Here is a 21393-nt window from a genome sequence, read left to right on the forward strand (position 1 = left end):
GTGACCCGTCGCCACGTGCTGCGCGTCTGGGACGCGCTCACCGATCCAGACGCAACTTGGCAGCCCGTGCTGTTCGCGTACGTGGCGACGGTCGTCATGGGCGTCGTCACGTACGCCTTCCCACCCACGACCATCGAGGGAGCCATCGGGTCGACACTCGCGACGATCTGGGCGGCGTGCATGATCGGCGGTGGCCTCATCGGGCTCGGAACGATGTTCACGCCGTACATGTGGCTCGAGAAGATCGCACTCTCGATCGCCGCGGTCGGCGGGCTCCTCGTGTACGCGTTCGTCGTCGGCAGCCTCCACGCGTCCGCACCGCCCGGCGCATCACGACTCACGCAGCTGTCGGTGATCTTCATCGCCCTGTCTGCGTACTGGTTCCGCTGGGTCGCGATCCGCAAGCACACGTACGCCCCACGCGGGCACAGGCGGAAGGCGCCGAGTGGACACTGAACTCACCAAGGCAATCGTCGCGGGCATCTTCGCGTTCCTCGCATCCTCCACGGGGCTCGCGTTCGGGAAGCGAATCTGGGCGCGCTTCACCGGCAAGGACGCAGCTCTGCGCGGCGAGATCGACCGAGCTCACGAGCAGGTCAAGGCCGCCGAAGCGAAGGTCACGCTCGCCGAGGCTGCTCTCGACCGCGTCGAGCATGCCCGCGACCAGGAGCGCACGGCGCGCCGCATCTCACAAGAGCACGCGTCGGAGGTGCGGCGCATCGCGATCGACGCGGGCGTGCCTGCCTCAGAGATCCCGCCCTACCCATCCTCGGCCCTGACTATGGGGCCACTCTCGAAGGAGTAACCGCATGTCCCTCACACCCACCACCGAGACGCACGGCGAGCACGTCGAGCGCACCACGAAGCTCGCCAGTGATCAGTCCGACTCCACGATCTGGACGGCACCGTTCTGGCGCGGCACCGGGGAACGCGCCCTGAAGACGGCCACTCAGGTGGCTGTCGCTGCCATCACCGTCTCGACCGGCGCCGACCTCATCCCCGCCGTTGGCGTCGAAGGGATCAACTGGGCCGGCGTCGCATCCGTCACCGCGGTCGCGACGATCTTGTCCCTGTTCACCTCGCTCGGCAACGCCAGCTTCACCGCCGGCCGCTGACCCCTGCACCACCGACTCCGCCCCTCTCGCTGTAGCGACCCTGGACACCCAGGGTGACGCTGCGCGGGAGGGGCGTGTTTCGTCGTTTCAGGACTTGTCGGACTTCACCGACGTGAGCTCCCAGCCCTCGGGCACCATCTCGGCGACCTTCGCCTTGGCTTCCTCGTAGGACTCGCCCTCGGCGTGGAGTGTCTCGGTGGCGGTGGGGCGGATGACGGCGATGAGCTTGACCATCCGAGGAGCCTAGCCCTCACCAGCCCTTCTTCCTCGTTGCCCGCTGCGCCATGTAGAGCAGCGCGATCGAGAGCTCCGACGCGAGGCGCTCGGCGGCGAGGGCGTCGCCTTCGAGCGTGACGGTGCGGCGGATCTGCGCGTTGCCGTGCGAGATCGCCCACTCCTTCTGACTCATCGTCCCGACCTCGAGCGCCTGGCGCACCTCGGCGCGCACGTCGCCTTCGGTCACCCACTGGAGCATCTCGAGCCAGGCATCGAACACCTCGAGCGGTTCGAGGAGGATCGGCTCGTACGTGGCGCCGTCGACGGTCACAGGCACTGGCACGAGCGCGCCGTCGACTTCGCGCAGCGGGGGAGCCTCGCCCCAGATGAGCCAGGACATCCCGTCGACGGGGCGGGTCGCGACTGGTCGCCAGCAGATGATGCGCTTCGTCCACTTCGAGTCGACCCGCTCGGCGACGGTCTCGCACCGCAGGGCCAAGGATGCGAGGGCGACGTCGGCGGTGACCTTCTCGACTGGTTCGTTCATGCCGTGGATGCTCGCACAGGCCACCGACAGTGACCTCCCCGTGCTTTGTCGGTGGTCGGCCATAGCCTGCCGACATGCTCACCGACACCGAGCGCCGAGTCCTCGAGTTCGAGGCAGCGCACCTCAGACACACCGCTCGCAAGCAGGCCGGCATCCGCGCGCTCGGCCTCGGCTTCACCTCAGCCACCTACTACCGGGCGCTCACCGCGCTCCTCGCGACACCGGACGCGGTCGAAGAGTTCCCGCAGCTCGCTGCGTGGCACAAGCGCGCGGCTGACGCCCGAGCCGGGGCTCGGGAGCGGCGACGCATCGAGCGCATGCCGAGCGCGTCTGACCGCGTGCGGAATGAGCTCGCGAGCTGACGCCGCTTCAGGGTGTGGGCAAAATGTGGGCAAGGCTCATTCTGCCGAACTAGCGAAGGCCCCGGCTTCCGCGCCGTACCGGGGGAGTGGGGGCCTTGCTCAGCAGTAGGGCGGGTGGGACTCGAACCCACGCATCGTCCAGTTATGAGCCGGATGCCTTAACCAGCTTGGCTACCGCCCCAAGCGCTGTCGATTCTAGCCAGAATTCGCTCCCGCGTGCGGCAGGCCGATTGCAGGGGTGCGCGCAGGTCTAGACTGGTGCCCCATAAGCGGGGTCGACGTCGATCCCGCATGCACGAAAAGCAGGGGATGATGAAGCGAGCTGAACAGCGAGCGCAGACGAGGCAGGCGCTTCTCGAAGCGGCCTCGCTCGAGTTCGAGGCAAACGGCTACGCCGCGACGGTGCTCAGCGATATCTCCGATCGTCTGGGCATGACCAAGGGAACCGTGTACTTCCACTTCCCGACGAAGGCGCTGCTCGCGCAGGCCGTCACGGTGAGCTGGACGGTCATGTGGGATGAGGAGATCGCGGCGTCTCGTGCCCGCGGCCTGTCGCTCGACGAGCTCGAGTCCCTGATGATCCGCATCGCTGAGCGCTTCCAGTCCGATGCGCTCATCCGCGCGACGATCAGGCTGGTCCGTGAGCGGGAGCTCATCGAGGAGGAGCTGCCCCGCCCGTTCGACCGGTGGCTCGAGGTCACCAAGGAAGCCCTCCAGGCGTCGCGTGAGTCGGGTGCGCTTCGCGACGACATCGACGTGGATGCGGCCGCGTGGCAGATCCTCGCGAACCTGGTCGGCATCCAGCTGCTGATCGACGACCTGAACGACGGCAGGAGCATCGCCGACCGAGTACGCGAGATGTGGGCGGTGCACCGGGTGACGCTCGCAAACCCGGGACGTGGCGCCGCGCACTCCTGATCCGGCGGTCGGCCCACTACCAGAGCGGCACGGTTCCCGTCGCGCCGCAGTGGGTTTCCGGCCAAAGATCAGCCTCAAGTAGGGCATAGGGGAGACGGAACCCGTCCTTTCGGGCGATTCAGAGGAATCACCCGGGCGACAGGATTGAGGGGCGCCAGGTCATCGCTCGGCGTCGTATCGCGTCGAAAGGGCCCTCTGTGTCTGTGCTCACCCGTCTGAGTCTCAAGTATCGAATTCTGATCGGACTGCTCACCGCGGCGATCGCGGCAGCGGGAATCATCTCGACAGCACAGCTCAAGCAGGAGCTCATGCCGTCGATGGAGATCCCTCAGGGATTCGTGACGGCGACACTCGACGGCGCTTCTCCCGATGTGATGGTGTCGGAGGTCACCGAGCCGATCGAGAACGCCTTGCGCGCGGTTTCGGAGGTGCAGTCGGTCACCTCGACGACGTCGGAGGGCTTCGCGCAGATCGTCGTCGCGTGGAGCTTCGACGCGGACAAGACGCAGGTCGAGGCCGAGCTGCGCTCTGCCGTCGAGTCGACCGAGTCCCAGCGTCCTGAGTCATCGACGGCTGAGCTCATGACGTTCTCGCTCGACGCGCTGCCAGTGCTCACGCTCGGGGTGTCGTCGGATGCGGACACCGCGGCTCTGTCGAAGACGATGACCGACACCGTGGTGCCGGCCCTCTCGCAGGTCGACGGTGTCCAGAACGTCGAGGTCTCCGGCGCGCGCGAAGAGCGCGTGGAGATCAACCTCCGCCAAGCCGACGTGGACGCTCTCGAGATCGACACGTCGACGATCGAGCCGACGTTGACCGCGGCGGGTCTTGTGCTCCCGGCGGGCGACGTGACGGGCGGCAGCGGTGAGATCTCCGTGCAGGTCGGCTCGCAGCTCGAGACCCTCGACGCCATCCGGGCCCTGCCGTTCACCACGGAGGACTCGACGGTCCTGCTCTCGCAGTTCGCGGACGTCGACCTCAAGGAGATCCCCGCAACGTCGATCTCCCGCGTCAACGGTGCTGAGACGCTGACGCTCAGCGTCACGAAGGCCGCCGACGCGAGCACCGTCTCTGTGGCACACGGAGTGACCGAGAAGCTCGCCGAGCTCACCCCGACGCTTCCGTCCAGCGTCGTCTTCACGGAGATCGAGAACCAGGCGCCGTACATCGAGCAGTCGATCCACGATCTCTCAGTGGAAGGCGGGCTGGGCTTGCTCTTCGCCGTCCTCGTCATCTTCCTGTTCCTCGCCTCGTTCCGCTCGACCATCGTCGCGGCGATCTCCATCCCGATGTCGCTGCTCATCACGATGGTCGGGCTCAACCTGGGTGAGTACTCGCTGAACATCCTGACCCTGGGAGCGCTCACGATCGCCGTGGGTCGCGTGGTCGACGACTCGATCGTCGTGATCGAGAACATCAAGCGAAGGCAGGGGACTGGTCCGCTCACGATCGAGGGCATCGTCGGCTCCGTCGGCCAGGTGGCAGGCGCCATCACGGCGTCGACGCTCGCGACGGTCGCCGTGTTCCTGCCCATCGCGTTCGTCGGGGATATCGTCGGCCAGCTGTTCCAGCCGTTCGCTCTGACGGTCTCGATCGCCCTCGTCGCATCCCTGGTCGTCGCGCTCACCATCGTGCCGGTCTTCGCCTACTGGATGCTCCGCCGCCCGTCGAAGCCCATGAAGCGGGAGCGGTTCATCCGGGCCCGAGCAGCGCACGCGGCGTGGACGGAACGCCAGGAGGAGTCGGCCGAGCGCCGCCGGGTACGCCAGGTGGCGAAGCTCGACGCGAAGAACGCACAACGTGAAGCGCGTGGGAAGACGCTCCTGCCGGTTCCCGCCACCGCCGTCGGTGTGGTCCCGGCGCGAGGTGACGGCGAGGAGGGGTCGCCGTACGACGGCCTGCAGCGCGCTTTCGTCCCGATCCTCGATGCCACGCTGCGCCACCCTCGCCGCACGGTCGCGGCCGCGCTCGCGCTCCTGCTCCTCACCGGTGTCGGGGCAACCGCCCTTCGCAGCGATTTCCTCGGCAGCATGGGCGACGAGACCATCCTGGTCGAGCAGAAGCTCGCCCAGGGGACGACCATCGAGCAGAGCCTCGCGGGCGCGGAGAAGCTCGAGGCCGTCATCGCGACGAAGGACAGCGTCGAGACATTCGTCAGCTCGATCGGGGCCGGCGGGGCGAGCGCGTTCGGCGGTGGCGGGGGAGACACCTCGATCACCGTCATCCCTGCCGAGGGACAGGATGCGGAAACCGTCGCGAACAGCCTCAGGGCCGACTTCGGCGGACTGAGCGATGTCGGTGAAGTGACCGTGACGACCGCGGCGTCGTCGGCGCTGGCGAGCGACGTGCAGCTCGCGATCCAGGGCAACGATGCGGAGGCCCTCAGCCAGGCCGCGACGCAGCTCGGAGACGCCGTCAAGGACCTGCCTGGCGTGACTGCCGTGACCAACGACCTCAGCACCGGGGGGAACGTCGTCGTCGTCGACGTCGACCGCAGCAAGGCCGCGGGCTTCGGCTACACGCAGGCCACGGTCGGCCAGGCGGTCTCCGCGGCCCTCAACGGCACCCCACTCGGATCCGTGCGCCTCGAGGGCGTCGACCGGGACATCGTGATCGCTCCGACCCAGGGTGCCGTCGCGCTTGACCAGCTTGCGCTCATGCAGCTTCCGGTGACCGCGGTCCAGCAGCAGCGCGCCATCCAGGATGCGACGGATGCCTTCGCCGACGAGCAGGAGACGAAGGCCGAAGAGCAGCAGGCTGAGGCGGTCGAGCAGATGCAGCAGACGGTCGACGACGCCGTCGAGGCGCGCGACACGGTCTCGTCGCAGCTCACGGAGCTGCAGACGCAGCTCGCGACCCTCCAGACGGCCCCGTTGACCCCGATGACCCCCGAAGTCGGTTCGGCGATGACGCCAGAGCAGGCCGCGCAGGCCGAGCGTGACGCGCAGATCGCGGCGCTCACCGACGCGATCGCGCAAGCGGAGTCGGGCATCGAGCAGGCGAACGCCGGTGTCGACGCGGCCGTCAAGGCGCAGGAGGACATGGCGGCGCAGACGCTTGAGGCGGAGGAGACGCAGGCCAGGCAGGAGGGGCTTGCCGACACCAAGGCGACGCCCATCCGCCTCGGCGACATCGCGGCCGTGCGCGAGGAGGCGACGCCGAGTGCGATCACCCGGAACGACGGAGCGCGTCAGGTGACGGTCTCGATCACGCCGGCGGAGGGGCAGCTGGGAACCGTCACGCAGTCCGTGTACGCGGCGACCGACGGCCTCGCACTGCCAGCAGGCGTCACGTTCGTGGTCGGTGGCGCATCGGCTGACCAGAGCGAGTCGTTCGAGCAGCTCGGCATGGCGATGCTGCTGGCGATCGTCCTCGTGTTCCTCATCATGGTGGCGACGTTCCGCAGCCTCATGCAGCCGCTGATCCTGCTCGTCTCGGTGCCGTTCGCGGCCACGGGTGCTGTTGCGCTCCTGCTGCTCACGGACACGCCGCTGGGGCTCCCGTCGCTCATCGGTCTGCTGATGCTGATCGGCATCGTGGTGACCAACGCGATCGTGCTGATCGACCTCATCAACCACATCAGGGAGCGCGGAGCGAGCGTTCATGACGCGATCGTGCACGGCACGAGGCTTCGCCTCAGGCCGATCCTCATGACGGCCGCCGCGACGATCTTCGCGCTGATCCCGATGTCGCTCGGTCTCACCGGCGGCGGGGTCTTCATCTCGAAGCCGCTCGCCATCGTCGTCATCGGCGGTCTGATCAGCTCCACGCTGCTGACGCTCGTGCTCGTCCCCGTGCTCTACTCGAGCGTGGAGCGGCGCGCCGATCGTCGGGCCGCGAAGCGGGCGGCGCGAGCGGACCGGAAGGCCGAGGCCGCGGCGCAGAAGAAGGAGCTGGGTGCCGCACCGGCGGCCAGCTGAGTCAAGACGGCGCCGCGCTCCCGCGCGGCGCCGTCTCGCTGCCGTGCCCGCGACGTTTCGCGACGCAATTCGGCACGCACCGAAGATCAGGGGAGAATAGGCGGATGCATCCGATCGCCGCCCGTGCTCAGCTCTCGACCGCCCACCGCATCGTGGTCAAGATCGGGTCCTCATCGCTGACCGGCGCCGACGGACACCTCAACCTCGATGCGCTCCGCAAGCTGGTGCAGGTGATCGCCGACCGGCACGAGAGCGGCCTGCAGACCCTGCTCGTGACCTCCGGCGCAGTCGCTGCCGGCATCGGCCCGCTCGGGCTGCCCTCGAGACCTCGTGACGTCGCGACCGCCCAGGCGGCCGCGTCCGTCGGACAGGGGATGCTCGTCGCCAGGTACGCGGAGGCCTTCGCCGACCGGTCGATCACGGTTGGGCAGATCCTGCTCACCGCCGAGGACACGGTGCGCCGCACGCGCTACAAGAACGCGCAGCGATCGCTCGAGCGGCTCTTCCGGCTCGGCGTCGTCCCTATCGTGAACGAGAACGATGCCGTCGTGACCGATGAGCTGCGGTTCGGCGACAACGACCGCCTCGCGGCGTTGGTCGCGCAGCTCGTCGGCGCCGACGCGCTCGTGCTGCTCACCGACGTCGACGGCCTCTACGACGGACCACCCACGAGGGAGGGCACGCGGCGCATCTCGGAGGTGCTCGGCCCGAGCGACCTCGAGGGGATCGAGGTGTCCGGGAGGGGAAGCGACGTCGGAACGGGCGGCATGCTCACGAAGCTCGAGTCGGTGTCGATCGCCACGGGGTCGGGCATCCCCGTCGTCCTGACGAAAGCCGACAATGCACGACCGGCCATCGCAGGGGAGCGCGTCGGGACCTGGTTCGCGCCTACCGGGAAGCGCGCGTCGCGGAAACGCCTGTGGATCGCGCACGCGGCACGCGTGCAGGGGAAGATCGTCCTCGACGACGGGGCCGTGGATGCCGTCCTCGGCGGCCGCGCCTCCCTTCTCGCTGCAGGCATCGTCGGCGTCGAAGGCGAGTTCGTCGCGGGCGACCCGGTCGAGCTCGTCTCGAAGAGCGGTTCCGTGATCGCCCGCGGCCTCACGGGCTTCGATGCCGTCGAGATCCCGGACATGCTCGGGCAGTCCTCGCGCGCCCTGCGGGAGTCGCTCGGCTCCGGCTACGACCGGGAGGTCATCCACCGCGACGACCTCGTGCTGGTGCGCCCCAAGGGGCTCCGCGTCAGCTGAGTCGGGTGCGGCGGGCCGAGGTGCCCCCGCGCCGCATAGAATGCCCTGTTATGACGATCATGCAGGGTGAGCGCGCGGAAACGGCCGGCCAGGGCGATGCGGACGAGGCGGCGACACACGCGATCGTCGAGCTCGCCGGGCGGGCACGAGCATCATCCCGGGTCCTGGCGCGGGCGACTCGCGCGCAGAAGGACGGTGCGCTCGTCGCGCTCGCCGACGCGCTCGTGGCCGCCAGCCCGGAGATCCTCGCCGGCAATGCGCTGGACCTCGAGCGCGGGCGTGCATCCGGTATGTCCGGAGGACTCCTCGACCGGCTCGCCCTCGACGACGCACGCATCCGCGCGATCGCAGACTCGCTCCGCGAGGTCGCGGCGCTTCCCGACCCGATTGGGGCGGTCGTCCGCGGGTCGACCCTCGCGAACGGCCTCCGACTCCGTCAGCTGCGCGTGCCGATGGGCGTCATCGGCGTCATCTACGAGGCGCGTCCGAACGTGACCGTCGATGTCGCGGGCCTCGCCCTGAAGAGCGGCAACGCGGTGCTGCTGCGGGGCGGATCTGCGGCCGAGTCGTCCAACGAAGCCATCATCGGCACGATGCGCGCTGCGCTCGAGGCCTACGGGCTGCCCGCCGACCTGGTGCAGTCGATCGACGAGTACGGCCGAGCCGGAGCGCGCGCGCTCATGCGCGCCCGCGGCCATGTCGACCTGGTCGTGCCACGCGGCGGGGCCGGGCTCATCCAGACCGTGGTCCGCGAGTCCCGTGTCCCCGTCATCGAGACCGGGGTCGGCAACTGCCACGTCTTCGTCGACAGCTCGGCCGAGCTCGACATGGCGCTCGACATCATCATCAACTCCAAGACGCATCGGGTCGGGGTCTGCAACGCAGCCGAGACCCTGCTCGTGCACGCCGACGCCGCCGACGCGTTCCTTCCTGCCGCGCTCGCCGAGCTGAGCCAGCGAGGCGTCCGCCTGCATGGTGACGAGCGCACGCGGTCCGCCGCCGCGGCCGGCATCGAAGTGCTCGAGGCGACGCACGAGGACTGGGCGACGGAGTACCTCGACTACGAGATCGCAGTGCGAGTCGTCGACGACCTCGACCAGGCTCTCGAGCACATCCGCGAGTTCAGCACAGGGCACACGGAGGCGATCGTCACGAGCTCGCTGCAGGCGGCGGAGCGGTTCACCGCCGAGGTGGATGCGGCCGCCGTGATCGTCAACGCGTCGACTCGCTTCACCGATGGCGGCCAGTTCGGTCTCGGTGCAGAACTCGGCATCTCGACGCAGAAGCTCCACGCTCGCGGGCCCATGGGGCTCGAGGAGCTCACGACCACGAAGTGGGTCGTCACGGGCGACGGTCAGATCCGCTCCTGACCACCGCCGGAGCGGCCGCACGGAAGATCAGACCAGGTGATGACGCGCTCGGCCAGGTGTGCCACGTAGCCTTCTGGAAGTCGAGGAAGGGACGATCATGACCAGCACCCCACTGCCCATCGAGAACCAGCAGCAGAATCTCGACCGAGTGTTCCTCGGCGAGCTCGAGGTGTCTCGCGATCGTATCGCCGGTCCGTACGGCTCGCTGCCGACGGCGGGCTCCACGGTCTTCGTCACGAACATGTCGCGAGTCGAGCGGGCGATCCCCACCTGGGCGATCATCGTCGCCATCGCGGGCTTCTTCGTCCTGACGATCTTCAGCCTGCTCTTCCTGCTCGTCAAGGAAGACAAGGTCGTCGGCGGCTACGAGGTGCGCATCTCGAATCCGACCGGCACGCTGACGAGCTTCGTGCCCGTCGATGCGCGGTCCGCCGCATGGATCTGGCAGGACCTCCAGGGGCGCGCAGCCGCTGCACGAGAGATCATCGCGTCGGTCACTTCTTCCGTTCACTGACGTTCACTCGCGCGACGCTGCGAGCGGGCGTTCTGGGGCTACGCTGTACCGCGTGAAGGCCTACGACTCGCTGTCCGTATCCACTGTCCTCCCCGATGAGCTCGCCGCTCTGCGGATGCTCGCAAAGAACCTCCGCTGGTCGTGGCGGCCGAGCGCCGAGCGACTCTTCGCGGGCATCGACGAGCGGTTGTGGCGCGCCTGCGGCCGCAACCCGGTCGTGATGCTGCGCTCACTTCCAGCGTCGCGAGTCGCCGAGCTCGCCGCGGACGGCGCTTTCCTGGCACGTCTGCGACATGAGGCCGAGAACCTGGCCGCCTACCTCCAGAGCGACCGCTGGTTCCACGAGCGCACTCGCGCGACCGAAGACGAGGCCACGAGCGTCGCCTACTTCTCCATGGAGTTCGGCATCACCGAATCCCTGCCCGTCTACTCCGGGGGCCTCGGCGTGCTCGCCGGCGACCACCTCAAGAGCGCGAGCGATCTCGGTGCGCCCGTCATCGGCATCGGTCTCCTGTACACGTACGGGTACTTCTCGCAGACGCTCTCCCGAGAAGGATGGCAGCAGGAGGCCTACACGGAGCATCCTCCGACAGACCTCGCGGTCGACCCCGTGCTCGACGCTGAAGGCCAGCAGGTGCACGTCGCGCTCGGCTTCCCCGACGGCAGGTCCCTCGACATCGCCCTCTGGGAGGCGCAGGTCGGGAGCGTTCCGTTGCTCCTGCTCGACACGAACCTGCCGACGAACCCCGAGGACTTCCGCGCGATCACCGATCGTCTCTACGGTGGCGACGCGGAGCACCGCATCCGCCAGGAGATCGTGCTCGGCATCGGTGGCGTTCGCGCGGTTCAGGCCTACGCGGAACTCCGCGGACGCCGGCAGCCGACGGTCTTCCACCTGAACGAGGGCCACGCCGGCTTCTCGGGGATCGAGCGGATCGGGCAGCTCATGGCTGAGGGGGAAACGTTCGACACGGCACTCGCGATCGTCCGCTCGAGCACCGTCTTCACGACCCACACGCCGGTTCCTGCAGGCATCGACCGTTTCGATGCCCACCTCGTGCAGCGCTACCTGGGCTCCTCGGGCGGCCACACCCTTGTGCCCGAGGTCCCCGCGGCCCGCATCATGGACCTGGGAGCGGAAGACGACCCGGGCCGCTTCAACATGGCGCACCTCGGCCTCCGGCTCGCCCAGTACGCCAACGGCGTCGCCAAGCTCCACGGCGTCGTCTCACGAGGCATGTTCGCAAAGCTCTACCCGGGTGTGGAACCCGAAGAGGTGCCGATCGGCTCCATCACCAACGGCGTGCACATTCCGAGCTGGACCCGACCGGCGATGATGCCGGTCATCGATGCCATGAACGGCGGTCGGGACCTGGCCACCTCCAACACCTGGGATGACCCGGACGCGGTCGGCGCTGAGGAGCTGTGGCGCATCCGCGGCGAGCTGCGCGCCGAGCTGGTGAGCCGCGCCCGCGATTCCGTGCGAGCGTCGTGGAAGGCACGCGGCGCGCAGGACGCGGAGCTCGGCTGGGTCAGGGACGTCCTCGATCCCAGCCGGCTCACCGTCGGCTTCGCGCGCCGGGTCTCGACGTACAAGCGTCTGACGCTGATGCTCCAGGACCGGGAGCGGCTGGCGCGAATCCTGAACAATCCCGAGCGTCCCGTGCAGTTCGTGATCGCCGGGAAGGCGCATCCGGCGGACATGGGCGGCAAGCAGCTCCTGCAGCAGCTCGTCGCGTTCGCAGACGAGGCGGGTGTGCGGGACCGCATCGTGTTCCTGCCCGACTACAACGTCACGATCGCCAAGCACCTCGTAGCCGGGAGCGACGTCTGGCTCAACAATCCCGTGCGTCCGCAGGAGGCCTCGGGGACCTCAGGCATGAAAGCCGTCATGAACGGCTGCCTGACCTTCTCGATCTCCGACGGCTGGTGGGACGAGATGGCGGATGACAGCGTCGGCTGGACCATCCCCGACACGAGCGGTGTCGACGAGCACACCAGGGACGCGCTCGAGGCTGGGGCCCTCTACGACATCCTCGAGCATGAGATCGCCCCGCTCTTCTACGACCGTGACGAGCGCGGCCTGCCCGTCGAATGGGTCGAGAAGGTGCGCCGCTCGATCGCGATCGTCGGGCCGAAAGTCGCCGCCGAACGCATGGTCCGCGACTACGTGAACGACTTGTACCTGCCAGCGGGGCGTTCGGCGCGGATCGCCGCTGATCGGGTCGAAACCCGTGCATTTGCCAGCTGGCTGGGTGACGTGCGCGCGGCTTGGTCCAGTGTTCGGGTCGAGTCCGTGGCAGCAGCTGGCCCGGCTCCGAGGACTGGAGAGAGCCTCCGCCTGTCCGCTCGCGTGGAGCTCGGGCAGCTCAGCACGGACGACGTGCTCGTCGAGGCGATCGTCGGGACGCCTGGTGAGCAGGGGGATCTGCTGGGGGCTCGAATCGTGCAGATGAGTCCGGCCAGCGAGCGGCCGTCCGAGTTCCTGGCCGATGTGCCGCTGGACGCTCCGGGTCGCCTCGGCTACACGGTTCGCGTGCAGCCCAAGCACGCCTTCTTGCAGGCGCCAGCGGAGCTCGGCCTGGTCCGCTACCCGGTCTAGCTGCGAACTTCCGGGCGGCGGCGTCGAAAGTAATGACAGGCTTGTCATTCGGCGTCGCCGTCGGGCATAATTCAAGAGACGACAGAAATGTCGACGTCTGGTAAACGATGCAGTTCGCATCCATTCATCACGTGATCGTTGGGGAAGACGAATCACCAAACGAATGGAGGAGAACTCATGGTTGCACCAAACGCAGGAGGGGTGCTCTACGTGCACTCCTCTCCTAAGGCGCTTTGCCAGCACGTCGAATGGGGTGTCGGTCGCGCCCTCGGGTACGCCGTCAACCTTCCTTGGATCGACCAGCCGGTCATTCCAGGGCAGTTGCGCGCGGAATTCACCTGGGAAGGCGAGCCTGGCGCGGGGGCGGCGATTGCGTCGCATCTGCGCGGATGGGCTCACCTTCGCTTCGAAGTCACCGAGGACGCGCGTCCTGGCGTCGATGGCGGCCGTTGGATGCACACGCCTGAGCTTGGTATCTACTATGCCCAGACGGATGCCTCTGGCGGCGTCGTGGTTCCGGAAGAACGCGTTCGGTACGCGATGGAGATCGCGGGCGGCAACGCCTCAGAGCTCCACCGTGAGCTGCGCCTCGCGCTTGGGCAGGCTTGGGATGACGAGTTGGAGCCCTTCCGCATCGCCGGAGACGAGAGTCCCGTCGTTTGGATGCACCACCGCGTCGGCTAGGTCGGCCACGCCGCAGGCCCGCCGAAAGGTGAGCCTGCAGCTGTTCTCGACACTCCAAGGACTGTGGCCCCTCAGGTTTCCACCTGAGGGGCCACAGTTCTGTCTGCGCGCGAGGAGCCGCGTGCCAGATCTTCTAGATGCCGCGGAACGCGACGACGGCGTTGTGCCCGCCGAAGCCGAACGACGTTGAGATCGCGACCTTGCCGGACGCTTCGAAGGGGCGCGGTTCGGTCACCACGTCGAGGTGGATGGCCGGGTCCTGCTCGTTGAGGTTGATCGTCGGAGGCAGCGTGCCCTCGGAGAGCGCGAGCACCGTGAACATGGCCTCGATGGCCCCGGCCCCACCAAGGAGGTGTCCGGTGGAGGCCTTCGTCGCCGAGACGGGGATCGACACGAGGTGGTCTCCGAAGACGGACTTGAGGGCCGTGAACTCGGCGATGTCACCGACGGGTGTCGAGGTCGCGTGCGCGTTGATGTGGGTGACGTCCTCGACGGCGACCCCGGCTTGCTCGAGTGCAGCCCTGATGGCGCGGGCAGCTCCCGTGCCTTCCGGGTCCGGCGCGGTGATGTGGTGCGCGTCTGCGGTCACTCCGCCACCGATGAGCTCGGCGTAGATGCGGGCACCGCGTGCGAGGGCGTGCTCTTCGGTTTCGAGCACGAGCGCTGCCGCGCCTTCTCCGAGAACGAAGCCGTCGCGGCTCACATCGTAGGGGCGCGACGCGTGCGACGGGTCGTCGTTGCGCTTGGAGAGCGCCTGCATGGCCGCGAACGACGCGACGGGCAGGGGGTGGATGGCGGCTTCGGATCCTCCCGCGACCACGACGTCCGCGAGGCCCTGCTGGAGGTGCTCGTACGCATCCGCGATCGCTTCGGTGCTCGAGGCGCACGCGGAGACGACGGTGCGGACGCCGGCGCGGGCCTGGATGTCCATGCCGATCGCAGCTCCGGGGCCGTTCGGCATGAGCATGGGAACCGTCAGCGGCATGACGCGGCGCGGCCCCTTCTCGCGGAGCGTGTCCCAGGCGTCGAGCAGGGTCCACACGCCGCCGATGCCGGTGGCCCAGTCGACGAGGAGGCGCTCGGCGGGGATGTCGCCAACCGTGAGGCCGGCGTCCGCGAAGGCTTCACGGCCGGCGATGAGCGCGAACTGGCTTGACGGGTCGAGGCGCTTCGCCTCGTGGCGGGGGAGCACCTCGCTTGCCGGGACCTTCGCGGTCGCGGCGAATTCGATGGGGATCTCGTACTTCGCGACCCATTCGGCCTCGAGCGTCCGGGCTCCGGACTCACCGGCGAGGAGCGCTTCCCACGTGCTGCGGGCGTCTCCGCCGAGCGGGGAAGTCGCTCCGATTCCGGTGACGACGATTTTCTTGGTCATGACAATTGCTCCTGAATGAACTGGGGCGAAGGTGAAACAGTCACCAAGAGTGGGCGGCAGATGCCGCCCACTCGAAGTGGAGGACCGTCCTTAGGACGCTGCGACGATGAAGTTGACGGCGTCGCCCACGGTCTTGAGGTTTGCGACCTCGTCGTCCGGGATCTTGACGTCGAACTTCTCTTCGGCGTTGACGACGATCGTCATCATGGAGATCGAGTCGATGTCGAGGTCGTCGGTGAAAGACTTCTCAACGGTGACCGTGTCAGCCGCGATTCCGGTCTCGTCGTTTACGAGCTCAGCGAGTCCCGCGAGAACTTCGTCGTTGGTAAGTGCCATGGTGTTTCTCCTTGATTGTCAATGACCGAGCCAAGTGTATTGGTCGGCGGCGGTGCGTGGTGGAGGCGTGCGGGGAGTTCTTGGCCGCGTCAGGGGAGCACGACGACCTGGGCGCCGTACACGAGGCCGGCGCCGAAGCCGATCTGCAGCGCGAGGCCGCCCGAGAGCTCAGGGTTCTCTTCGAGCAGTCGGTGCGTTGCGAGCGGCACCGAGGCGGCCGAGGTGTTGCCGGTCGTCGCGATGTCCCGGGCGATGACGACGTGGTCTGGCAGGGCGAGCTGCTTCGCGAACTCGTCGACGATGCGCATGTTCGCCTGGTGAGGGATGAACGCGGCGAGCTGGTCGGGGGTGACGCCCGCCTCTTCGAGTGCGCGCCGCGCGACCTTCGCCATGTCCCAGACCGCCCAGCGGAAGACGCTCGGCCCGTCCTGGCGCAGCGTCGGCCATTCGGAGCCGCCTTGGCGGTACTCCTGCAGGCTCGCGTTCATGGAGACTGCTTCCCAACGTGAGCCGTCGGATCCGAGGATCGACTTGGAGATGCCGGGAGTGTCGCTCGGCCCGATGATCGCCGCTCCGGCCCCGTCACCGAGGAGGAACGAGATGGTGCGGTCCGTCGGGTCGATGAGGTCGGAGAGCTTCTCCGTGCCGACGACGAGGACGTGCTCGGCGACGCCTGTGCGCACCAGCGCGTCGGCCTGGGCGACGGCGTAGCAGTAGCCGGCACAGGCCGCGTTGAGGTCATAGGCTGCCGCGGGCGTCGTGCCGACGAGGTCGGCCAGGCGCGCGGCGAGCGACGGCGTCTGCATCCCGTTGCTGATCGTGGCGACGATCACGGCACCGATCCTGCTGGGGTCGATGCCGGAACGCTCGATCGCCTCGCGGGAGGCGTCGACGGCGAGGTCGAGTGCGCTCGTGTCCTCGTTTGCGCGGACTCGGGTGATGACGCCGGTGCGCTGACGGATCCACTCGTCTGACGAGTTGATCGGCTCGATGATCTCCGAGTTCGGCACGACGCGCTCACCGCGGGCTGCGCCCATTGCGAGGATGCGCGTGAACTGCGCGCCAGTCGACTGCACGAGGGTGGGTGTTGCTGTGGTCATGCGAGTCCTCTCGAGGATGCTCTTGGCGGGTCAGGCGTCGGCGGCGATGCGCTCGCGCGCGACGTCGAGGTCTGCGGGAGTGGAGAGCGCGAGCGTCGGCGTCCCCTTGAGGGCGCGCTTGGCGAGCCCGCTGAGGGTGCCGGCGGGCGCGAGTTCGATGAGCGAGGTGACACCGGCAGCGGCGAAGGAGCGCATGCAGGCGTCCCAGCGCACGGGCTGGGCGAGCTGTCGGATGAGTGCTGCGCGGAACTCGGCGCCGTCCGTCACGGTCTCGCCGGACTCGTTGGACCAGATGGTGCGCACTGGATCGCGAACCTCGAAGAGCTCGGCGTCCGCGCCGAGCGCGGTGCGGGCCTGCTCCATGTATCGCGTGTGGAACGCGCCGGCGACTTTGAGGGGGATGACGCGCGTTCCGGCGGCCGGTTCGCTGCGGAGCGCGTCGAGGGCCTCCGGGGCGCCTGCGGCGACGATCTGGCCGCCACCGTTGAAGTTGGCCGGGGTGAGGTCGAGCTCGGCGAGGCGCGTGAGGACGGCTTCTTCGTCGCCGCCAAGCACTGCGCTCATGCTGGTCGGCGTCGCGGCCGCATCCTGCGCCATGAGCTGCGAGCGGCGGGCGACGAAGCGCATGGCGGTGTCGGCGTCGAAGATGCCGGCAGCGTAGGCGGCTGTGATCTCGCCGACGGAGTGTCCCGCGACACCGCGGACTGCGGACGCTGCTCCGGGGAGTTCCATGAGCGAGTTCCATGCGAGGATGCCGGCGGCCACGATGAGGGGCTGGGCGATCGCGGTGTCACGGATCGTGTCGGCGTCCGACTCTGTGCCGTGCTTGACGAGGTCGATGCCGGAGGAGGCGGACAGCTGCTCGAGCGTGTCTCGGTTCCTCGCGTCTTCGATCCAGGGGAGCAGGAAGCCTGGAGTCTGGGAACCCTGGCCTGGGCAGGTGACGACAATCATGGATTCCATCATGACAGCACCTGAGCCTTCAGCCCTGTAGCAACAGTCCCAAGAAGTCGAGAATTCATTAGAGGATCTCTAGTGGGAGGTGCGGCGACCGCGTCGCGGCACGTTGGCTGCGCCGTTCGTGCCGGCTTGGCGTCGCGGTTCCGGCTGCTTGGGCTCGGCGATGTTGCCGAGGATGAGCGCGCACTGCAGGATGAGGGCCTCGCGCGGTCCGGTCGCGTCCCAGCCGATGACTTCGCTGACCCGCTTGAGGCGGTAGCGGACCGTGTTCGGGTGCACGAACAGTTCGCGTGCGGTCGCTTCGAGGGAGCGACCGTTGTCGAGGTAGCACCAGAGTGTCGTGAGGAGGTCGCTCTGGTGGTCGGCGAGGGGCCTGAACACGCGGGCGACGAGCGTCTGTCTCGCGAGCGGGTCGCCCGCGAGAGCTCGCTCAGGGAGCAGCTCGTCGGCGAGCATGGGCCGCTGCGCCTTGCGCCAGGCGCCGGCGACCGCGAAGCCGGCGAGTGCGGCGCGAGCGCTTCTGGAGGCCTCGACGACGCTCGGCACGGGTGGGCCGAGCACCAGGCGTCCGTCCCCGAAGCTCGGTTCGAGGCGCTCGGCGATCTCCATGAACGGAACCTGCTCGGTCTCGTCACCCTCGCCGTTGGGGTGCGCGCGCCCGATGACGAGCACGAGGCGCCCGCCCTGGACGCCGACGAGCAGGTCGACCTTGTTGTGTCTGGCGGTTCGGCGGATCTGGTCGACCTCGAGGATCCTCGGAGTGGTCCCGACGAGCACGCTCACCTCGCCGTGGCCGTGCCAGCCGAGTGCCGCGATGCGGCTCGGGAGCTCGTCATCGTGCTCACCCGTGAGGATCGAGTCGACGACCAGCGCCTCGAGGCGCGCATCCCACAATCCGCGAGCCTCCGCGGCGCGGGCGTAGACGTCCGCGGCCGCGAAGGCGATGTCACGCGAGTACTTCAGCACGGCTTCACGCACGTCGCCGTCGGTTGACTTCGTCCGTTCCTCGACGACCTCCACGACCACTCGGATGAGCTGCAGCGTCTGCTGCAGGCTCACCGAGCGGAGGAGCTCGCGCGGAGCGGAGTCGAAGACGTCCGCCGCCACCCAGGGGGTGGCGGTCGGGTCCTCGAACCAGGCGATGAAGGAGGAGATGCCCGACTGGGCGACGAGGCCGACGGCGCTTCGTCGCCCAGGGGGCATGTCCCCGAACCAGGGAAGGGTGTCTTCCAAGCGCTTCACTGTCGCGGTCGAGAGCTCTCCCGAGATCGACCGAAGCCAGTTGAGTGTCTGGTCCTTAGTGCGTGGAGCGGGCATGATTCCGAACTGTGAGGTGGCGAGCAGGGGAGGAGGGCCGTTAGGCGTCTCCGCCCGCGCTGCCGCTCGTGCCGGCCTTCGGGTTGTGGAGGTCGTACTTGTCGATGGCCTCCTGCACGACCGAGCGGTCGAGCTTGCCCTGCGTCGCGAGGCGCTCAAGAGCGCGGACGACGACGGAGTGGCTGTCGATGAGGTAGTAGCGACGGGCTGCCGGACGAGTGTCGGAGATGCCGAAGTCATCGGCACCGAGCGTCGTGAAGTCGTTCTTCACGAACGGACGGATCTGGTCCTGGACGGCGTGCGAGAAGTCGCTCACCGCGATGACCGGGCCCTCTGACGCCTGGAGCTTGTCCGTGACGAAGGGGACCTTCGGCTCCTCGTTCGGGTGCGTCCAGTTGTACTCCTCGGCGCGGAGGCCGTCGCGACGGAGCTCGTTCCAGGACGTGACCGACCAGACCTCGGCGGCGACGCCCCAGTCCTTCTCGAGCAGCTCCTGCGCCTCGAGAACCCACGGCACACCCACGCCAGACGCGAGCAGCTGCACGCGCGGGCCGGAGGCCTCGGTTCCCTTGAGGTAGTAGATGCCCTTGAGGATGCCCTCGACGTCGACGTTCTCCGGCTCAGCTGGCTGCGCCATCGGCTCGTTGTACACCGTCAGGTAGTACATGACGTTCGGGTCCTGCTTCGGGTTCTCCGACTGGGAGTCCGGGCCGTACATCCGCTCGATGCCTGCCTGCATGATGTGTGCGAGCTCGTAGGCGTAGGCGGGGTCGTAGGTGATGACTGCCGGGTTGGTCGCGGCGATGATCGGCGAGTGGCCGTCCATGTGCTGCAGGCCTTCGCCGGCGAGGGTCGTGCGTCCTGCGGTGGCTCCGATGAGGAAGCCGCGCGAGAGCTGGTCGGCTGCCGCCCACATGGCGTCCGCCGTGCGCTGGAACCCGAACATCGAGTAGTACATGTAGATCGGGATCATGGCTTCGCCGTGCGTCGAGTACGACGAACCGGCTGCCGTGAATGCGCCCATGGCGCCGGCCTCGTTGATGCCGACGTGGTTGATCTGACCCTGTTCGCTCTCGCGGTAGGCGAGGAGCAGCTCGCGGTCGACCGACATGTAGTGCTGGCCGTTGGGGTTGTAGATCTTCGCGGTCGGGAAGAACGCGTCGACGCCGAACGTGCGGGCCTCGTCCGGGATGATCGGGACGATGCGAGCGCCGAAGTCCTTGACGCGCATGAGGTCCTTGAGGAGGCGGACGAACGCCATCGTCGAGGCGATCTCCTGCGTTCCGGAGCCCTTCTTGACGGACGCGTACGTCTTGTCTTCCGGCACCGCGATCTGCGTGAACTTCGAGCGACGCTCCGGCACGAAGCCGCCCAGCTCGCGGCGACGCTCCTGCATGTACTGGATGGCCTCGTTGTCTGCACCGGGGTGGTAGTACGGCGGCTGGTAGACGTCGGCTTCGAGCGCTGCGTCCGAGATGGGGATGTGCAGCTGGTCGCGGAACGCCTTCAGGTCGGGAAGCGTGAGCTTCTTCATCTGGTGCGTCGCGTTGCGGCCCTCGAAGTGCGGTCCGAGGCCGTAGCCCTTGATCGTGTGGGCGAGGATGACGGTCGGCTGGCCCTTGTGCTCGGTGGCTGCCTTGTAGGCCGCGTAGACCTTGCGGTAGTCGTGGCCGCCTCGCTTGAGGCCCCAGATCTCGTCGTCGCTGTAGTTCTCGACGAGCTTGAGCGCCTCTGGGTCGCGTCCGAAGAAGTTGTCGCGGACGAATCCGCCCGATTCCGTCTTGTACGTCTGGAAGTCGCCGTCCGGCGTCTCGTTCATGAGCGTGCGGAGCGCGCCCTTGTCGTCGCGCTCGAGCAGCGAGTCCCACTCGCGTCCCCAGACGACCTTGATGACGTGCCAGCCGGCGCCGCGGAAGAAGCTCTCGAGCTCCTGGATGATCTTGCCGTTTCCGCGGACGGGGCCGTCGAGGCGCTGCAGGTTGCAGTTGACGACGAAGGTCAGGTTGTCGAGGTTCTGGTTGGCTGCGACCTGCAGCTGACCACGCGACTCGACCTCATCCATCTCGCCGTCGCCCAGGTACGCCCACACGTGCGAACCGGAAGCATCCTTGATGCCGCGGTTGGTGAGGTACTTGTTGAACTGCGCCTGCCAGATCGCGTTGAGCGGCCCGATGCCCATCGAGACGGTCGGGAACTGCCAGAAGTCCTTCATGAGGCGCGGGTGCGGGTACGACGGCATGCCGAACGGGGCAGCGGACTGCTCCTGGCGGAAGCCGTCGAGCTGCTCAGAGGAGATCTGACCCTGCAGGAACGCACGCGAGTAGTTGCCGGGGGAGGCGTGGCCCTGGAAGAAGACCTGGTCGGGCCCGTCCGCGTGGTCGTAGCCCTTGAAGAAGTGGTTCAGGCCCACTTCGTAGAGCGTCGCCTGCGACGCATAGGAGGAGATGTGGCCGCCGACTGCGACCCCTTCGCGCTGCGCGCGCTGCACCGTCATGGCCGCGTTCCAGCGGATCCACGAGCGGTACGTGCGCTCCAGCGACTCGTCACCGGGGAACTCTGGCTCATCCTCGGGCGCAATCGAGTTCACGTAGTCGGTGGTTGGAACCATGGGGACGCCGAGGTGGCGCTCCCGAGACCGCTCAAGAAGGCTGAGCATGATGTCTCGTCCGCGCTGGTGTCCCTGCGCGTCTACGACCGCATCGAGCGATTCGCGCCATTCGGCGGTCTCCTCGGGGTCGCTGTCAACGTAATGCTCTGAGTACGGATCCTGGTTGTTAACAGCCACCGTCGACCTCATTTCGTTCCGG

General features: G+C 68.0%; 19 protein-coding genes and 1 tRNA gene. 11 read left to right on the plus strand and 9 right to left on the minus strand.

Features of this window, described 5'->3' with window-relative positions:
* Genes F8O03_RS06110 through F8O03_RS06120 form a run of 3 tightly spaced genes read left to right on the plus strand, consistent with a single transcriptional unit; the run spans position 1 to position 1115 of the window.
* On the plus strand, positions 1–456 hold the full coding sequence (locus F8O03_RS06110; RefSeq protein WP_151423021.1) for a hypothetical protein: 456 nt from the start codon (positions 1–3) through the stop codon (positions 454–456).
* Positions 446–805, plus strand: coding sequence for a hypothetical protein (locus F8O03_RS06115; protein ID WP_151423022.1), 360 nt, complete (start codon positions 446–448; stop codon positions 803–805). The genes F8O03_RS06110 and F8O03_RS06115 overlap by 11 nt, the downstream gene beginning before the upstream one ends.
* Positions 806–809: 4 nt before the next feature.
* Positions 810–1115: a holin gene (locus F8O03_RS06120; RefSeq protein WP_151423023.1), complete on the plus strand. Its 306-nt coding sequence runs from the start codon at positions 810–812 to the stop codon at positions 1113–1115.
* 87 nt (positions 1116–1202) lie between these two features.
* Here F8O03_RS06120 and F8O03_RS18040 read toward each other — a convergent pair whose 3' ends face one another.
* Together F8O03_RS18040 and F8O03_RS06125 are read right to left on the minus strand one after the other, a co-directional pair.
* Positions 1203–1349, minus strand: a complete 147-nt coding sequence (locus tag F8O03_RS18040; protein ID WP_167516493.1) for a hypothetical protein — start codon at positions 1347–1349, stop codon at positions 1203–1205.
* 16 nt (positions 1350–1365) lie between these two features.
* The gene (locus tag F8O03_RS06125) at positions 1366–1878 is read right to left on the minus strand and encodes a hypothetical protein (RefSeq protein WP_151423024.1); all 513 of its coding nucleotides are present in this window, start codon (positions 1876–1878) and stop codon (positions 1366–1368) included.
* Positions 1879–1952: 74 nt separating this feature from the next.
* Between F8O03_RS06125 and F8O03_RS06130 the strand changes: the two genes are divergently transcribed.
* Positions 1953–2240 (plus strand): DUF3263 domain-containing protein, encoded by a 288-nt coding sequence (locus F8O03_RS06130; protein WP_151423025.1) that lies wholly within the window; start codon positions 1953–1955, stop codon positions 2238–2240.
* A 106-nt stretch (positions 2241–2346) separates the two neighbouring features.
* Here F8O03_RS06130 and F8O03_RS06135 read toward each other — a convergent pair.
* Positions 2347–2421 (minus strand) — tRNA-Ile (locus F8O03_RS06135).
* A gap of 131 nt (positions 2422–2552) precedes the next feature.
* Between F8O03_RS06135 and F8O03_RS06140 the strand changes: the two genes are divergently transcribed.
* From F8O03_RS06140 to F8O03_RS06170, 7 genes are all read left to right on the plus strand, one after another.
* Positions 2553–3158, plus strand: coding sequence for a ScbR family autoregulator-binding transcription factor (locus tag F8O03_RS06140; RefSeq protein ID WP_167516494.1), 606 nt, complete (start codon positions 2553–2555; stop codon positions 3156–3158).
* Positions 3159–3355: 197 nt separating this feature from the next.
* Complete coding sequence (locus F8O03_RS06145; RefSeq protein ID WP_151423027.1) at positions 3356–7078, plus strand: efflux RND transporter permease subunit; 3723 nt, start codon at positions 3356–3358, stop codon at positions 7076–7078.
* A 104-nt stretch (positions 7079–7182) separates the two neighbouring features.
* Positions 7183–8328, plus strand: coding sequence for a glutamate 5-kinase (gene proB / locus F8O03_RS06150; protein ID WP_151423028.1), 1146 nt, complete (start codon positions 7183–7185; stop codon positions 8326–8328).
* A gap of 59 nt (positions 8329–8387) precedes the next feature.
* Positions 8388–9698, plus strand: a complete 1311-nt coding sequence (locus F8O03_RS06155) for a glutamate-5-semialdehyde dehydrogenase (protein ID WP_151423125.1) — start codon at positions 8388–8390, stop codon at positions 9696–9698.
* Between the two features lie 97 nt (positions 9699–9795).
* Positions 9796–10212 (plus strand): hypothetical protein, encoded by a 417-nt coding sequence (locus tag F8O03_RS06160; RefSeq protein WP_151423029.1) that lies wholly within the window; start codon positions 9796–9798, stop codon positions 10210–10212.
* A 52-nt stretch (positions 10213–10264) separates the two neighbouring features.
* Positions 10265–12814: an alpha-glucan family phosphorylase gene (gene glgP / locus F8O03_RS06165; protein WP_151423030.1), complete on the plus strand. Its 2550-nt coding sequence runs from the start codon at positions 10265–10267 to the stop codon at positions 12812–12814.
* A gap of 177 nt (positions 12815–12991) precedes the next feature.
* The gene (locus F8O03_RS06170) at positions 12992–13498 is read left to right on the plus strand and encodes a DUF3145 domain-containing protein (protein WP_104253399.1); all 507 of its coding nucleotides are present in this window, start codon (positions 12992–12994) and stop codon (positions 13496–13498) included.
* A 133-nt stretch (positions 13499–13631) separates the two neighbouring features.
* Here F8O03_RS06170 and fabF read toward each other — a convergent pair whose 3' ends face one another.
* From fabF to aceE, 6 genes are all read right to left on the minus strand, one after another.
* The gene (gene fabF / locus F8O03_RS06175) at positions 13632–14873 is read right to left on the minus strand and encodes a beta-ketoacyl-ACP synthase II (RefSeq protein WP_151423031.1); all 1242 of its coding nucleotides are present in this window, start codon (positions 14871–14873) and stop codon (positions 13632–13634) included.
* A gap of 90 nt (positions 14874–14963) precedes the next feature.
* The gene (locus F8O03_RS06180) at positions 14964–15209 is read right to left on the minus strand and encodes an acyl carrier protein (protein WP_068479114.1); all 246 of its coding nucleotides are present in this window, start codon (positions 15207–15209) and stop codon (positions 14964–14966) included.
* An 89-nt stretch (positions 15210–15298) separates the two neighbouring features.
* A complete protein-coding gene (locus F8O03_RS06185; protein WP_151423032.1) occupies positions 15299–16309 on the minus strand; it encodes a beta-ketoacyl-ACP synthase III in 1011 nt (336 codons plus the stop codon).
* Positions 16310–16339: 30 nt separating this feature from the next.
* Complete coding sequence (locus F8O03_RS06190; RefSeq protein WP_151423126.1) at positions 16340–17263, minus strand: ACP S-malonyltransferase; 924 nt, start codon at positions 17261–17263, stop codon at positions 16340–16342.
* Between the two features lie 78 nt (positions 17264–17341).
* Positions 17342–18586, minus strand: a complete 1245-nt coding sequence (locus F8O03_RS06195; RefSeq protein WP_151423033.1) for a PucR family transcriptional regulator — start codon at positions 18584–18586, stop codon at positions 17342–17344.
* Positions 18587–18626: 40 nt separating this feature from the next.
* Positions 18627–21371 carry a pyruvate dehydrogenase (acetyl-transferring), homodimeric type gene (aceE, locus tag F8O03_RS06200; RefSeq protein WP_104253850.1) on the minus strand — a complete coding sequence of 915 codons (2745 nt, stop codon included), beginning with the start codon at positions 21369–21371 and terminating at the stop codon, positions 18627–18629.
* Positions 21372–21393 lie beyond the last annotated feature (22 nt).

Origin of the sequence: Pseudoclavibacter terrae, assembly GCF_008831075.1 — a bacterium.
GTDB lineage: Bacteria > Actinomycetota > Actinomycetes > Actinomycetales > Microbacteriaceae > Pseudoclavibacter > Pseudoclavibacter terrae.

Coding starts and splice junctions, on each gene's coding strand:
- F8O03_RS06120 (WP_151423023.1), top strand. CDS start 810: ATGTCCCTCACACCCACCACCGAGACGCACGGCGAGCACGTCGAGCGC.
- F8O03_RS18040 (WP_167516493.1), bottom strand. CDS start 1,349: ATGGTCAAGCTCATCGCCGTCATCCGCCCCACCGCCACCGAGACACTC.
- F8O03_RS06125 (WP_151423024.1), bottom strand. CDS start 1,878: ATGAACGAACCAGTCGAGAAGGTCACCGCCGACGTCGCCCTCGCATCC.
- F8O03_RS06130 (WP_151423025.1), top strand. CDS start 1,953: ATGCTCACCGACACCGAGCGCCGAGTCCTCGAGTTCGAGGCAGCGCAC.
- F8O03_RS06140 (WP_167516494.1), top strand. CDS start 2,553: ATGAAGCGAGCTGAACAGCGAGCGCAGACGAGGCAGGCGCTTCTCGAA.
- proB (WP_151423028.1), top strand. CDS start 7,183: ATGCATCCGATCGCCGCCCGTGCTCAGCTCTCGACCGCCCACCGCATC.
- F8O03_RS06155 (WP_151423125.1), top strand. CDS start 8,388: ATGCAGGGTGAGCGCGCGGAAACGGCCGGCCAGGGCGATGCGGACGAG.
- F8O03_RS06160 (WP_151423029.1), top strand. CDS start 9,796: ATGACCAGCACCCCACTGCCCATCGAGAACCAGCAGCAGAATCTCGAC.
- F8O03_RS06170 (WP_104253399.1), top strand. CDS start 12,992: ATGGTTGCACCAAACGCAGGAGGGGTGCTCTACGTGCACTCCTCTCCT.
- fabF (WP_151423031.1), bottom strand. CDS start 14,873: ATGACCAAGAAAATCGTCGTCACCGGAATCGGAGCGACTTCCCCGCTC.
- F8O03_RS06180 (WP_068479114.1), bottom strand. CDS start 15,209: ATGGCACTTACCAACGACGAAGTTCTCGCGGGACTCGCTGAGCTCGTA.
- F8O03_RS06185 (WP_151423032.1), bottom strand. CDS start 16,309: ATGACCACAGCAACACCCACCCTCGTGCAGTCGACTGGCGCGCAGTTC.
- F8O03_RS06190 (WP_151423126.1), bottom strand. CDS start 17,263: ATGATTGTCGTCACCTGCCCAGGCCAGGGTTCCCAGACTCCAGGCTTC.
- F8O03_RS06195 (WP_151423033.1), bottom strand. CDS start 18,586: ATGCCCGCTCCACGCACTAAGGACCAGACACTCAACTGGCTTCGGTCG.